The organism is Lachnospiraceae bacterium JLR.KK008 (assembly GCA_037015955.1).
Classification (GTDB): domain Bacteria; phylum Bacillota; class Clostridia; order Lachnospirales; family Lachnospiraceae; genus VSOB01.
Genome location: CP143548.1, coordinates 2,392,424 through 2,406,886 on the forward strand (window position 1 = coordinate 2,392,424; position 14,463 = coordinate 2,406,886).

General features: G+C 44.7%; 14 protein-coding genes and 1 tRNA gene. All 15 read right to left on the reverse strand.

The window, feature by feature from the left end:
• A complete protein-coding gene (locus V1224_11975) occupies positions 1-705 on the reverse strand; it encodes an antirestriction protein ArdA (protein ID WWR15188.1) in 705 nt (234 codons plus the stop codon).
• A complete protein-coding gene (locus V1224_11980; GenBank protein WWR15189.1) occupies positions 705-1,046 on the reverse strand; it encodes a hypothetical protein in 342 nt (113 codons plus the stop codon). The genes V1224_11975 and V1224_11980 overlap by 1 nt, the downstream gene beginning before the upstream one ends.
• A 202-nt stretch (positions 1,047-1,248) precedes the next feature.
• Positions 1,249-2,661: a ParB/RepB/Spo0J family partition protein gene (locus V1224_11985; GenBank protein WWR15190.1), complete on the reverse strand. Its 1,413-nt coding sequence runs from the start codon at positions 2,659-2,661 to the stop codon at positions 1,249-1,251.
• Positions 2,662-2,899: 238 nt separating this feature from the next.
• Positions 2,900-3,499, reverse strand: a complete 600-nt coding sequence (locus V1224_11990; GenBank protein ID WWR15191.1) for a YbjQ family protein — start codon at positions 3,497-3,499, stop codon at positions 2,900-2,902.
• A gap of 366 nt (positions 3,500-3,865) precedes the next feature.
• Complete coding sequence (locus V1224_11995; protein WWR15192.1) at positions 3,866-4,444, reverse strand: hypothetical protein; 579 nt, start codon at positions 4,442-4,444, stop codon at positions 3,866-3,868.
• Between the two features lie 99 nt (positions 4,445-4,543).
• A complete protein-coding gene (locus tag V1224_12000) occupies positions 4,544-4,942 on the reverse strand; it encodes a hypothetical protein (GenBank protein WWR15193.1) in 399 nt (132 codons plus the stop codon).
• A gap of 12 nt (positions 4,943-4,954) precedes the next feature.
• Entirely contained in the window at positions 4,955-5,527 is a 573-nt protein-coding gene (locus V1224_12005; GenBank protein WWR15194.1) for a hypothetical protein, read from the reverse strand.
• Positions 5,528-7,298: 1,771 nt separating this feature from the next.
• On the reverse strand, positions 7,299-7,736 hold the full coding sequence (locus tag V1224_12010; protein WWR15195.1) for a hypothetical protein: 438 nt from the start codon (positions 7,734-7,736) through the stop codon (positions 7,299-7,301).
• 5 nt (positions 7,737-7,741) lie between these two features.
• Positions 7,742-7,915, reverse strand: coding sequence for a hypothetical protein (locus V1224_12015; GenBank protein ID WWR15196.1), 174 nt, complete (start codon positions 7,913-7,915; stop codon positions 7,742-7,744).
• A gap of 2 nt (positions 7,916-7,917) precedes the next feature.
• Positions 7,918-8,118 (reverse strand): hypothetical protein, encoded by a 201-nt coding sequence (locus V1224_12020; GenBank protein WWR15197.1) that lies wholly within the window; start codon positions 8,116-8,118, stop codon positions 7,918-7,920.
• 1,178 nt (positions 8,119-9,296) lie between these two features.
• Positions 9,297-9,368: transfer RNA gene (locus tag V1224_12025), tRNA-Gly, on the reverse strand.
• A gap of 94 nt (positions 9,369-9,462) precedes the next feature.
• Positions 9,463-10,359, reverse strand: a complete 897-nt coding sequence (locus tag V1224_12030; protein WWR15198.1) for a hypothetical protein — start codon at positions 10,357-10,359, stop codon at positions 9,463-9,465.
• 79 nt (positions 10,360-10,438) lie between these two features.
• Entirely contained in the window at positions 10,439-11,785 is a 1,347-nt protein-coding gene (locus tag V1224_12035; GenBank protein WWR15199.1) for a LysM domain-containing protein, read from the reverse strand.
• Positions 11,786-12,370: 585 nt separating this feature from the next.
• Positions 12,371-13,912, reverse strand: a complete 1,542-nt coding sequence (locus V1224_12040; GenBank protein WWR15200.1) for a transglutaminase domain-containing protein — start codon at positions 13,910-13,912, stop codon at positions 12,371-12,373.
• Between the two features lie 52 nt (positions 13,913-13,964).
• Positions 13,965-14,408 carry a hypothetical protein gene (locus V1224_12045; GenBank protein ID WWR15201.1) on the reverse strand — a complete coding sequence of 148 codons (444 nt, stop codon included), beginning with the start codon at positions 14,406-14,408 and terminating at the stop codon, positions 13,965-13,967.
• Positions 14,409-14,463 lie beyond the last annotated feature (55 nt).

A 14,463-nucleotide genomic window follows, 5' to 3' on the forward strand; every position in this document is an offset into this window, starting at 1 on the left:
TCAGCGTTCCTCCCGGCCCTTTTCAGTCAGCCGCCGGAATCCCTCTTTTGAGGAACCGTCAATCACCTCCTTGTAGGCGGCCATCTGCTTCCGGATGGAAAGCTGGGGAAAAGAAAAAACCTTGTGCCCGGCGGGAATGTCCTTGGTATCGTGATAATATTCCTTGAAATCGCCGCTGGTCTGGACGATATAGCCGCCCAGGGCAAAGTGTCCGCCCTCGTTGATGGATATATCCCGCCCGTATGCCCCATAGTCAAAATAGTCTTTCAGTTCTGCCGGGATAGGCAAGTCATCGGCCCAGTAACGGCCCAAGTCCTCCTCCGTTTCAATATCCGGGTAAAACTCAAAGCAGTCCAGATTTTGCGCCAGGTTGATAATGTCCGCCACGCTGGAAGTATGGGCGCCGATGTTCAGAGCGGCCTCGAATTTTTCCAGCTCGTCTTGATCCAGCTCCGAGAGCAGGCAGGCCAGGTGGTTTAATTCGTCCAGATTTTCATACTCGCCAAGGTAGTCATAGAGCCCCAGCACATCGCCGTCAAAGCTGGTAATGAAAAATTCCTCGTACCGTATGCCGTCCACCCCGATATGTTTTAACAGGGCCTGCACCTCCTGGGGGCTGGTGGGAAATTTCAGCGTTTCCCCCACCAGCTCCCCCTCGTTGTATTTCCCAAGGTTGGTGATGTAGGCTTCAAACAGGGACGGCATCAGCGGTGCCCTTGTTCCTTGACGGTCAAAATGCCCTCAAGGGTGGTGGCGGTGATCCCCAGCCGCTGGGCCACGGCAATATCGTTTTTCATAGCCTCGGTCATGGTGTGTCCGCAAACCACCAGCACATGGGAGCGGCGTAAGAGGTCACGGCCCATGTCGATGCCGCTTTTATGCTCCTCGGGTACTGCGTCATTGAGGAACAGCGGCAGATAGAGGGTAGGACAGATCGGGGAAAAGCCCGCCTCATAGACTGCCCGGCAATACTGGACGGCCAATTCCGCATTTTCGCTGTCGCCGCCAAACCATGCGGCGGTAATATAAGCAAGGGGTCGCTTCATAAGTAAAAACCTCCTATTCTATCATGTAATTGTTCAACCCTAACCCCCCCCCGCCCTTTCCCAATCTTGGGAAAGGGGGGCGGCTCTGGAGGATATACCCCCGCCGCCTGCCGGGGAAATAGCACAGCCGGCGACGGGGGATATATACCACCAGAGCCATCGCAAGGGGCAAAGCCCCTCGGGACAAAATGTCTCGAAGTGATTACTTGTCTTTTTCCATCTTTTTCGGAGCTTTCGTAAGCTGGGGCGGCTGTTTCTGTTTCCACTCGTCCAGCAGGCCCATGATCTGCTCCTTCATTTTGGCGGGAGTAACCTCCTTGCCGAAATACTTTTCCAGTTCAGCGGTTGAAATAATCACGCCTTTATCCTCCTTTTTCTTTTCTGATAAGATGCCGTCAATCACATCCCCGTTGAGCTTTCCCTCCTTATCCAGCTCCCGGAGCCGTTTTGCCTGGGCTACCGAGGGGGAGGACTGCTCGCCGTCAATGGAAACGGCAACAAGCCTTTGATTTTTCGGTTTGATGTAGGACAGCTCCACGGCGGGCATAAAGCCAAGCCCTTTCTCGTCCACCTTGTTCAAGAGCTCCGGGACAAGGGAGTTCAGCCGGATATAGCGCATGACTTTTTTATAGTTCATGCCGTTGTTTTCTCCGACAATCTCAACGGAGCGTTTTCCGATGTCCCCCTCGGCCACGCCATCCAGACGGCCTCCCTGGTGCTTGATGGCCTCCATTTCCAGATCCAAAAGTTTTGCAGGCTCGCTGGGCAGGGGCTCCCCACGCTGTTTGTTGCTGTTTTTCATTTCCCGGACAGCCTCGATGTCCGTCATGCTGCGGACGATACAGGGGAGATCCTTTAGCCCGGCCAGCTCACTTCCACGGTGGCGGCGGTGGCCCGCCACAATCTCATAACCGTTGCCGTCCTTTTCCGGGCGGACGGTGGCGGGGGTCATAACACCATGCTCCTTGATCGTCCCCACCAGCTCGGCCATTTTTTCATCGTCCTTTACCTGGAACGGGTGATCCCGGAAAGTATGGAACGCATGGAGATCGGAAAGTTTCAAATAAACCAGCTTTCCCTCGTCAATGGGACGGGGCGGGGCGGCGGGCTCGGGAGCAGGCGGCTCCGGGACAGCGGCCTCCCGGACGGGAGCACCCTTTGGGGCATCCGGGGCTTTGCCGTCACTTCGGGACACTTTGTCTCGTTTGGGCGGCTTTGCCTTTCCGGAGGCCGTTTTATCCTCCTTGGGCGGGCGGCCCTTGCGTGGCTTTGTTTCCTCCTTGCCAGCGGGCCCCGCTTTTTCTTCTTTGGGCGGACGGCCACGCCGGGGCGTTTTCGGCTTATCGCTGCCAGCGGCGGGAATTTCCTCCTTTCCGTCTTTACCCGCCGCCTCCTTTTCCACCTGGGCCCGGGCCGCCTGCCGCTTTTCGCCCATCAGCTCATTGATCTTGTCAAAGGATACCACCACATCGCCTGGAGCGGGCTGGGCAAGCCCGGCCTGTTCCTGCTGGGGTGCGGCGGCCTGTTCCTGCCGGGGCGTGGGTGTGGCGGCCTGTTCGGGAGCCTCCGGGAGTTTTTCACTGCCGGGTCCTGTGTTCAGTTTTTCATCTGCCATTCACTAACCTCCTTTTTTGTGAAAGTTGCATAAATTTAGGGGTTAAATTTCTGTAATTATTTTTTGCCTCCTTTCCGTCTATCCACGCAAAAAAGCCGCCCGTTTTTTCATGCCGGACGGCTTTTAGCGTAATGTGATAGATCAAATATTATTTTTGTGGTTGGCAGGCTTTGAAAAGCCTTGTATTTACAGTGTTCTTATTAAGAAACAATCATAATCTAAATGCAATATACAGTAATTATATTTTTTCAATAATTACAGATGTACCATTAGCAACAACACCTACCATATTACTACTAAACATAATATAATCAAAATCTACTCCAATAACCGCATTTCCTCCTGATAATACTGACTTCTCAATTAAACGTTCTTTCGCAGCGTCCTTAGCTTTTTCCAATTTATCAGAAAAGCGATTTGCCTCTGTTCCAAAAAAATCCGCTAAAGAAGAAGAAAACTCTGACAAAAAACCAGTACCCAATACCACTTGCCCACTAATTACTCCTTTATAGTCTACAATTCTATATCTTTCAAAATTATAGCCTGTAGTAAGCATATGTAATCTCTTTTTATATTTATTGTTTTCCTGCTCAGAAACTTGCTCTTTATATTCTCTACTTTTCCATAATTCCTCATTGAAGTCAACATTGTTCACTTTATACTTTTCACGTGCATAATCTATCATTTTATTTAATTCATATTTATCAATTGCTTTTACTTCGTCATCGCTAAATAGTACATCTGTAGTACCGCAGCAATAATCACACTCCTTTCCCTGAATGCTTGATTCAAAATAATGCCCACACGATTTGCAGCATAATATCATAATTCCCTCCAAAACAATTTTATCTTAATTATAAACATAAATACCTGATAAATCCATTGAATATTATAAGATACCACATAGGTACTATGTTTCCATCTAAAAATATGAATCCAATATATAGGTATACCCCATATAAAATATATTCTTAATACCACCAATAATCTAATGTACATCTTAGAATTTCAGACACAACACCGCTCCCCTATCAACTTATCGCCTGTAGCCATTCTGCCCAGAATTTAAGAATAGATCATAGATTACAGGGCACAAATGATATGTAATAAAATGTTACGTATCCATATACACTACGAGTTACATCTGAAAACTCTAAGTACCTACAATATGGAATATACATTATGATAATACATAAAACTTGTATCACTTATAGGAATTAATGATCTCTAATAATTCATCTGTAGTAATCGCTCTATCAGGACAAAGTAAATTTACCTCATTCCTAAGAGGCCCGTCATCTGAGACAAGTATACATCCATAATTGACTGCCGCTTCTGCAATCATAGCATCATAAACAAATTCAAATGGCATTTTATCATGCGCTTTTTTACTCACAATTTTTTCATATACTTGCCCACTTAAACTATCTGCTGCAATAAACCTATTTGTTCCATCCACCCTGGCATGATCCCGCATAGAAATAGAAATTTCGGGAACTAATTGCACATTAAGCTCTTTATCAATTATATCTATTTTCTGCTTAAATTCTGGTGGAACAACATTATTGGTAACTGATACACAATCACGATTATACGTTTTAGCTCCCTTGCCTGAAAGCTCGTTATCCTGTAATGCAGTAGAATAATAGCAAAATCCATACAAAATTGACTTTTTCACAGCATCCATTTTTTCAGCCGATTGAATAATATGACTATAGGCACATGTATCAAGCATATAATTATGCTGATTAGTTCTATCTGGTTTAGAATATTTTTTTGCCATATTAAAATCACCTCCTAAGATGTAATCAAAAATTTTAATCAGAGCTAGACTATATCATAATTTGTTTGCAATATCAATAAAATTTTTCTATATATTTGCCTATATATTGGCTGCATAATAGCAAAAAATTTCAATATTCCAATCCATCATTTCTTTATATACCTTATCTGGAATCTTACCTTTATATCTGTCTGCCATAACGATAATAGGAGCTTCTTTATGCTTTTTATATTCTAAAAATGCCTCTTTTGATGTATTAAAATATCCTAATTTTACAGTCTTGCCATCAACATTCAATGCCGCACGATATTTATCTTTGTCAAAACTTACTCCGACTGGATATTTGCCACGTTTTCTTTTACAATTCAGCAGCAGGGTATTGATTGTATGCGGAACAAATACACACGTTTCAGGACTGTATACCTTATTGCCTTTGCATATAATATCTTTATCCAAATCTATCTGCTCATTGCCGATCGTATAATAATTCTCTTCCACCCATTAATAGAACTATTCTTTATCCTCTAACCAGTAATCACAAATGGTACAGCCTATGTATTCTGGAAATCTTTTATGTAATTTTTCATTGTAACAGCGTGAATACATGTCATTCCATAGCCTTCTTGCTTTCATGCGGTTATTATTCAGAAATGTTATATACTTCTGTTCCCTTCCCAAATCTTCCACACAAATTTTACCGTTCCTTAGATTGTGAAATTCCCTGTCAGATACATAAATCAGGTTATTATATTTGCTGTAGGAACTGTCTCCGTCAATATGATATACCTTGTTTTTGCCCTTTGCTGGCTCTAAAAATGTCTGCGCTACTAAATTATCTGCATATACGTCTTTTTTATATTCCACGCCGCTTTTATCTTCATAAAATACCTTCCAGTGAACCCTGTTTGTTGCTTTTGCCAATGTTTCATTATGTACATAGAATTTACCCTTAATATTATTGGCCAACCTTCCTTCAGACGAAATATAATAATGCTTTGTTCCTTCTATCAGCATGAATGTCTCAAGTTTATTTAATGGCTTTATGCCTGTACGCTTTAAATCTAATATGTTTATTTCCTGCATTGCTTAATTAGATACTTCCTTTCGATATGTTTTCAGATAACTCAACACGAAATCGTGTCCAGTCAATAATTGAGCATCCCGATTGTATGCTCCGATTCCTATTCATAATAAAAGAGAGTCAAGAACAGACTCCCTGATATAATCCAATATTCAGTTGTAAGTTTACGCCAATAATGGCGAAATCTCAAATCTGCAAAACTATGATTTAGCGACTCCAAAACGGGAAACGCTATTTTCCCCAGTTGTGTGGAATAATATTTAAAATATTTCCTAAGTCTTTTGTATCGACTTAAGTTTAAACCATCATGGACTAATATACAATGATTTTCGGTTGTACCACTGTGGGGCAACCTTTTACACACTTATGTGGAAAACTCATCTCTTTGTAGGTGTTGGGTTTAAAACCTTCGCAAGATTTAAGGTTTTTCCCTTTTTAGAGAAAAACTCATTATGCAAAATTGCACAGTGAAATACTTTTGCTCGCCAAAACAGGAAAGCAAACCTTTTAAACCGTTTGCTTATCAGATTTTCAGATAAGTATATAATGCACATCCAAACGGAAGTCTTTTTTAGATTGCTTTCATTACATAAAACTCAATAACGAATCGTTATTCACCTGAGTAGGCAAAACGCCCTGTCAGCTTATACATTCAGTCCTACATAATATCTGATTTAAACGTTAACTAATTTCCAATTAGAAAATTTAATTCTGCAAATTTCAAACCATCCAGAATTAAGACAGCGAAATTTTTCGCCATCCTCTTTCGACAACATATTGGCGACTAAGTTAAACTTAGCCCGTTTACTTCTGGATAATTCTGTCCAGCTATGATAGCAACCGTACCTCAAGTACACTTGTATAACCTCCGTACCTACAGGTACACACCACTCTCCCATGGGGAACCACCGTCTCACGGGGCTACGGTATGTCGTGAAACACTACACACCTAAAATTTCATTCTGGCAGCAAAAGTGTACTGTAATAATTGTAAGTATAAGTTGCGAATAGGTTTAATCATACTGGGCCATTTTTATGATAAAAATCCTTAAAACCCTTGATTCATAAGTGATTAAGCCAGACCACATATAATTAAAGGAGAGTACATATGTCAAAATTAAAAGTAATGTATGCGTCACAACTATTCCCAATTTTGTGATTCGTTGTCCACTATATACAACACTTTCCACTTTTACGGAATCTGTTTGAACCGAAATCGCATGATACAAACACATTGCACAAATAGCAATCTGGCCACATTCCCATTTTGTGATACCACGTAATTACATTTCTCCATCTGATAAATATATTTTCTGCTATGACTATCTTTCACATCCGAAGCCATATCCATATATTCTCTTTTTTGTACTATTGGCAGATAAAATATTTCTTCTGCTTCAAAAAGGACTGAACATTTCATTCAGCCCTTATCAATCTTTGAAATATTCAATTTTCATCATTATTTAATGGAATTATTGTGTAGATACACACAATCGACACTGTTAATATTTAGAATTTCTTAAATCTCGGCATTACAGTTTATTTTGACTGCTCTGTAATAGCAATTATTTATTTCTTAACGGTCACCATTCAGGACTTCCCTCTGGTAACTCCCCAACGCTCAATTTCCCCATATCGTCAGTTCTGCCTGCATGGTTACAATAATATATTCTCCTGCCATAGTCATATATCTTCATAAACTCACATGCAGCGCAACCGCCCGCACCATTCTTTAATTTCAATCCTGATCTCACTATGTATCAGCCCCTCTTCCTAACTTCTCACCGTAAACCCCTTACTCCTTAAATAATCAACCGCCAGTCTCAAAAGCTCTCCGTTTCCTACTGTCTCATCCAGTGTGTCCTGCCACACATGAGGCTTGTGATCTGTTTCGATGCCGCCATGGAGTCCTTCATTCGCCCACTTCGCCACTTGATACCCGCTTGCATTCCTGTAACTATCCAGTGAATCCGTATCAATCAATACCACTGCCCTGACACCGCCTTTATATGGCTGCGCATCTATTTTCACCGCTGAATAGAGAAAGTTTTTTGTCCTGCGGTAACTGGCCGGATCATACCCTGCATAATAATCCTGTAAGAAATAATTCAATGTCTCATATACCCGCTCTGCCAATTGATCCGTCATCTTTAATAACACCGGCTGCATTGCTTTCTGTAATTCCTTCATGTTCCTGATATGTACTGCCATAACTTTTATTCCTCCCCATCCTCTGTCTCTTCCGCATCTTCCAGCAGGTATCCGCTCTTTTTCAATATGTTTATCTGCTGTCTACTGAATAGTAATTTTTCAAGTCCATAAACGCCCTGTTCCATATTTTCTGTCAGCGTCTGATTCATAATGCTTCCGAATGCGTCACTCCGTGTCATCTTCAGCTTTGTATACGGCGGGTTTCCTCCTGCTTTGTTGCATACAGGCAGGTTATAATTCCCTTCCGGCACTCATCCATGTACATCTGTAGGATGTCTGTAACAACCTGTCTGGTGACAATCTTTTCGTTGTAAATGTTATCGCTCCTGTCACAGATGCGCTTTGCCATCTGAAACGCTGTCACTGCTTTTTTCTTTGCCATTGTTTCGATTCCTCCTTTTTTCTTCATGTAGTATTGCCTGTGATTATTTGTCAATAAAATACTTCTTTTAAGTCAGCGGCTACTAAACTGATATTTCTTCTATCACATCTGTAGAATACCCCTGTAACGCTCTGTGAAGCGCATATAGACAGTTTGGAAGTAATTGTAGATTTTTTTCTGAATTGAACCATTAAAATAAGCCCACGATCAATCACATTTCTGTTATTGATCATGGACTTATTCAGATGTCCAATATAATATTTAATTGTTACGATGTACAGAACTTTTCCTTCCTGCTGAAATCAAACACACATTCTGATTACTTATTTGATTACCTGTGTTCTGTAAATGCCTGAAAATCAAGGCTTTTTTAGAGCACGAGACGGGATTTGAACTCCAGAGTGCCCTGAAAACCCAATAAGATCAAGGAGAAAAACACCCTGTCTAACATTGTCTAACAACTGTCTAAAATAGACTTTATCCTCTAAAGCATATATGATTGAACGCTGCATTCTTCTATGCTACAATCAACTTGTACGATCGAAAAGAAAGCAGGATGCGGCTTTCCGATGGGTGCCTTCTAGTCTTTATGAAAGAGGGTGGTGCTTATGAACACAATGGAAGTTCTCACATTGTTGTTACTTATATTTACAGCACTGTCTTACATAGACAACTGCAAAAAGAAATAAGCATCCCAACCGCCCAAGTGATGCTTATTTCTTTATTTAAGTATCAAAACTGAGGGCACATCGGAACTCGTGTCCGATCGCCTTTCCAAGTAGATTATACATGACGGCCGCCTGTTTTGCAAGCGGCTCTTTTGACAGCTAATCATTTTCAAAGATCATAATGCCGATGAGTCTGTCCATCCCTTTACCGTCAGGCACCTGCAAAGCAGGTGAGGATTGACTGACGCAGGGAAAAGATTCCAAAAACCCCGATCATAGAAACGGAGGAGATTCAGTCACACTTGCTGAATCCCCTCTTGATGATACCTTGCGTGAAAAATTAATATATAAGAATTACTGTTTTAACCGGATGGCGAAATCTGAAACAGAATCATCTTTAGAAGAAGCACTGGCACGCTAAAAATTCCTATAAAAAGTGTAACCAAGCAGATTTCAGGGTAAAACAAACGGAAATGCTGATAAACTCAACATTTCCGCGATCTTAACCAGAGCACGAGACGGGATTCGAACCCGCGACCCTCGCCTTGGCAAGGCGATACTCCACCACTGAGCCACTCGTGCATATATCCTGTCACCCAACGGACAATACATATTATATGATACGCTCCTTCTTTTGTCAATCTATTTTTTTATTTTTCTGCACACTCCTGCCCCTTTATTCATCCACACCATTGCGGTATTTTACCCGGTAGATCGTCTCCAATGACTCTCTCACTCTGTTTTCCAGTTCTTCATTTCCCTGGATGGCCGCAAGCATTCCCTCATATGCGATCTGCACTCCCTCCTGCACATAGAGAAGATCCGCACCGTTTTCCCACGCTTCCAAACAGGCCTCTGCAAGCGCTTCCTCATCCCCGCTGATCTGTGCCGTTGCCAGCCCGTCTTCCTGTGCATCTCCCAGAAGAGAAGGCAGAGTGACAGTGCGAAAGACTGCGGCCCCGTCTCCCTGATCCGCAAATTCCATATTGATACCATAATTGGACAAGTCCTCTGTCAGAACTTCTGTCTGGTCATCCAATATAAAAAATAAAGGATACTTGCTCTTTGGAATCGTAGACGTGATCATATCCGTGAACTGCTCTGCAGACTGTACGTTCGATGCGGCGTACACCAGTCCGCCCACCGGATATTGTGCAAGCGCCGTCTCCGTTCCCTCTCCCGCCTTCGTCGCTAGGTCTGTTCCCGTCAGCGCTTCAGGAGTCGTCAAAAACAATCCCGCTACCTGATCTTCCAGAGACATCTCCGCGATACTCGCATCTATCATATCCGTCACCAGATCATCCTGTGTATATTCTTCCACCGGTTCTTCCGTCTCCACGGCCTCCGTCTCTTCCCCGGTCTCCTGCATGGCCGCCATCGCCGCCTCAAATTCTTTTTCCTGCTGCCTGTCTGCAATCCACCTTGTTACGGCCCTGCCTGCAAAAAATATGCCTGCCGCCCCGCACAATACGAGTAAGCCCAGCGCCACATAGGCGAGCGTCTGATTGCGCACTCTCCTCTGTCTCCTTCTCTCCCTGTCGGATAATTCCGGTGTCTTCTTTTTCTTTGCCATTCGTTTTCCTCTCATCGGACCCGGTTGTCAGAAGCCTGCTGCCATACCGAATCCCAAATCGTATTCGTAAAATAAACTACTACTGCGGCGCTTTCCAGTCTTTCCCTGTACTGCGCTCCGGCAGAATGATCTGCTGATGCGGATAAATCAGATCCGGATCAGAAATCTCATTGAGCTGTTCCATGGCCCTCACAGAATCGGGTAGATTCCCCGGCATGTACTTCCGGGAAATCTTTGTCAGTGTATCTCCCTCTTTGATCGTATAAGTATAAGGCTCTGTCCGCAATGTCTGCATCATCGCAGACAGTACATGCGCACACTCTTCCTTCTCCAGGGCTTCTTTCCTGATCCGCGAAGCCATATACCATCCTCCGCTGTCCTCCGGCATAATCGGAATAGCCAATGTCAGTTCATAATCTGCCGTATATCCATGCCAGACCAGATAATCATACCAATAATTTTCCGCCGGCTGGCAGACCCACTTCACATCCTCATCCGCGCCCGGTGGCAACAGAAATCCTGCTCCCTGACGTTCGACAAACTCTCGCACTGCCTGTTCATCGGAAAAGTCCTCTCCCGGCATCTGATCAATCCATACCACTCCTTTGTCAGTGGCAGCCTCCTCCAGCAGCCTCCAGATGCCTCTCCCGTCCGGATACATACTGTAATCCGCATCGTCAAGAAAGGCAAAGTCTCCGGCTTTGACTGTTTTATGTATATCCAGCCAGCCGACAGTGACGATCTCTCCGTTCTCCACTGTCGTCGACAGTCTGTAGCTGAGCTCCCACCAGCTTACGTCATCCATTTCCCTGTCGGTATGCCCGCCGTCAATAAAGCTGAGCGTCCACATTCTCTGCTCCGGCTCGATCTCCGGATACTGTTTCAGATAGACCTCCAAAAATTCCTGAAGATACCCTTCTTTGATCAACTGCCTTGTCTGCTCCATACCTTCATTGAACGCCGCCTCATAACACCGGGAAGTAACGTCTCTGTCGTGCCATTCCTCTTTCGCTTCCCATTCCCCATCGGCAAAAAGCTCTGTGGTAAAGACAGGATAGCCAAAAGCCCTTGTACCCTCTCCGGCCACGGAAAACCACACATTATTCAGGTGCATCGTATGGACCGTTTCCCGCAGAATGCTGCCGTCCTCCTGCCGCAGATACTGCTCCTGCAAAAGAGAATCATAGATCGAAACGCCAGACTGCTGCTGCGCTTCTTCTCCCCACTTCTTTTTCCACGTCTCCCGGCCATCGTCTTCCACAGTGATCGGTGCAAAATGCAGTTCCTCTGTCTCTGCCGTTTCAGCCTCTGAAAACACCGAGTCAAACAGTTCCGCATTTTCTGAAATGACACTGGGAACCGCCGCCAGCCACAAGATGCCGATCACCAAAAACAGAGCCGCGATCATCGTCCCTCTTTTGCTCATACTTTTATCCCCTCAATATTAACCCCTCTGACGATCCTGCAGACAGATACCGTCTGTCAATCTAAGTATACAATAAAAGAAGGTATGCTTTCAATCAAAACACACCTTCTTTTAGTACTCGCTATCCAATGGATTGTACCTCCCTATTCTGTTCCACCCGTCTCTTTCCAATATTATCTTTTGTACTTTTGTACGGCCGTGAGGTTCTTATGTAACTGTACCGGACTTTTTCTTTCTGTACTCCTGACGAATGATCCTTTTCTTAAGTGCTTCTGCTTTCGTCTTATGTTTCTTTACTTACGTTTTCGGTGGTCCGTACCTCCTTTTCATTAGATTTTATCTATGTGAATGTTTCTCTTTTGTATGACTTAATTATAGCACGTAATATTTATTTGTCAACATATTTTTATAAAAAATAATAAGTTTTTACAATTTTTTCTTGTTTTACCAGATTTATGTAATTTTTCGACATATTTCGACATATATCCTGTCTTTTCGATGATATAGGCAGAATAAAAGAGCAATTCCGAACCAGGCTGTCCGGTAATTGCCCTTCTGTACTTAACACAAAGTCAAACACGCTTGTCAGTGAAGCTGCAGCGAATGTGTGATCAGGTATCTGTCCTGTTGCAGTTTCTCAATTTTCAAATCAAGTTTACACGATTTTGCGCCGATACTCCGCATAGCTTCTATCATATATTCCTGCTTGTACTGTTCCGAATCATATGCCTCTTCCCATTCCGCATACAGTTCTTCCCCCTCCAGCACCTTGCTGAACTCATAATTGCCGTATCCTCTGCGCAATATTTCACCATAGCACTCGTCATAATATTGCGACATACTGTGCAGGATAGCCTCATCCGGGAATCCTGCATCCGCACTGCTGCGCAGCCCTTCTTCTCCGGTACTCACACCGGCAGTCCGATATTTTTTTCCGTTGCAGGGAGGCAGATTGACAGACTTTTCCTGTCTGACATGCGTGTCAGCATAGTCGCCATCCGTCTTATTAAAGTAATCATAAGTGCCATCTCCTGTGTCATCCCAGGTGACATCTACGTTATAATATCCGTCATCCAGCTTTATAATGTTCCAGGCATGATTCTCACCCGCATATCCGACACAGTAATAACACGGAATCCCCAGTTGCTGCATCAGATATTGAAATGCTCTGGCATAGCCCGCACATACTGTCCTGCCGTTTACAAGCGCGCTGTATGCGCTCTGATTGATTTCCGAGCTCGTCACATATTCGATGCTTTTCATCAGCGCGTCATGGACATACCGCTCTTTATCATAATCGCTCGCAAAGCTCTCCGCACCGGAAAGGATCTCCGCCGCTGAAGCCTCAAAGGCCGAGTTCTCCGCCGCCAGATTTTTTGCCGTGCGGTTAAACTGCAGATCAATCTCCACACATTGTCCGTTGGCCCTGCGCTTGCAGGCGTAGGCCGTATCGACCCAGAAAAGCTCCGGATGATCATAATAGACGGCGGATATAATATCGCGGAGCTGCTGCGCCGTAACTGGCTCCACCGGGGCGAAAGACGGATTGAGCACATTCGCATTGGCATAGATCTGTCTGTAAATATGCTGTCCCTTTTCATCGAGCATCGCATAATAGGGATAAAACAGCGGATCAAAAGTGATACCGTCGCCGGTCTCTCCCACATCGAGACTCTCCGAAAGTTCCTCCGCCTCGGTGTCTTCAACCTCACTGTCGCTGCCTTCGATCTCCTGATAACCGTTTCTGCCTGCCACTTCTTCGGGCACGGTGATCTCCGACTCTGCCGGCGGTATGTAAACGACAGCTTCTTCCCCGGCTTCCTGTGTGGAAACGACAGTCTGCGGACTGTCTCCGTCCACACCCTCTCCTGCAACTGATGAGGTCCGCCGCGGCGCATTATCGTCACTGACATCGGAATTCTCCGCTTCCGCTGTCTGTGCATTCTCCTCTGCAGCCCCGGGCGGGCCGCCTCCGGCATCTGCCAGATCCCCTTCCAGTCTGTCAGGATACAGCCAGGATGCAATCATGTCGGTCACTTCCGGCTTCCATGCGCATAAGATCAGAAGCCCCATGAAGAGCATCGCCAAACATAATATCAACTGCAAAAATCGTCTGATCCACTTCATCCTTCGTCTCCTCCCGTTATGCTCATAGTATAGACTGCAAGAAGGGAACGAACTAGATCAGCTCCATTCCCTTTTCCCCTACAATGATCCGCATCAGTTTCCTGCCAAGAAAAGGTTTCAGCGCTTCCTGTCTGGCCTGTTCGTCCTCCGTCCGGCAGCAGCCGTCTGTGATTAGTACGATCAGCTTGGATCTGGCATGATAAAACTTCAGATATTGATACAAGATCTCTATTCTCTTTGCCGTCTGTCTCTCTGTCTTCTCCGTTTTTTCCGAAACCTGAGGCGTGTCATACTCATAAAATCCAGCACACATAACTGCCAGCATCGGTCTCACCTGATTTTCGATCCGCTCATCGTCCCACCAGTCCGTCACATTCAGACGGACATTGCGGAATAATTCGCTGCCACGCTTCAAAGCGCCAAGGAGCGCAGGGACATATTGACGCAGTTCCTGCGCACATATATTGTGATCGAGCACAACTGTCATCTCCAGCACAGGTGCAGAAGGGTTCAGATTCCCCCGTCTGCGGAGGATGCGCTCGGCCTTTTCA

Excerpts from the sequence above, each read along its gene's own strand:
- V1224_11975 (WWR15188.1), bottom strand. The coding sequence starts at position 705 with ATGCCGTCCCTGTTTGAAGCCTACATCACCAACCTTGGGAAATACAAC.
- V1224_11980 (WWR15189.1), bottom strand. The coding sequence starts at position 1,046 with ATGAAGCGACCCCTTGCTTATATTACCGCCGCATGGTTTGGCGGCGAC.
- V1224_11985 (WWR15190.1), bottom strand. The coding sequence starts at position 2,661 with ATGGCAGATGAAAAACTGAACACAGGACCCGGCAGTGAAAAACTCCCG.
- V1224_11995 (WWR15192.1), bottom strand. The coding sequence starts at position 4,444 with ATGGCAAAAAAATATTCTAAACCAGATAGAACTAATCAGCATAATTAT.
- V1224_12005 (WWR15194.1), bottom strand. The coding sequence starts at position 5,527 with ATGCAGGAAATAAACATATTAGATTTAAAGCGTACAGGCATAAAGCCA.
- V1224_12010 (WWR15195.1), bottom strand. The coding sequence starts at position 7,736 with ATGGCAGTACATATCAGGAACATGAAGGAATTACAGAAAGCAATGCAG.
- V1224_12015 (WWR15196.1), bottom strand. The coding sequence starts at position 7,915 with ATGACACGGAGTGACGCATTCGGAAGCATTATGAATCAGACGCTGACA.
- V1224_12020 (WWR15197.1), bottom strand. The coding sequence starts at position 8,118 with ATGGCAAAGAAAAAAGCAGTGACAGCGTTTCAGATGGCAAAGCGCATC.
- V1224_12030 (WWR15198.1), bottom strand. The coding sequence starts at position 10,359 with ATGGCAAAGAAAAAGAAGACACCGGAATTATCCGACAGGGAGAGAAGG.
- V1224_12035 (WWR15199.1), bottom strand. The coding sequence starts at position 11,785 with ATGAGCAAAAGAGGGACGATGATCGCGGCTCTGTTTTTGGTGATCGGC.
- V1224_12040 (WWR15200.1), bottom strand. The coding sequence starts at position 13,912 with ATGAAGTGGATCAGACGATTTTTGCAGTTGATATTATGTTTGGCGATG.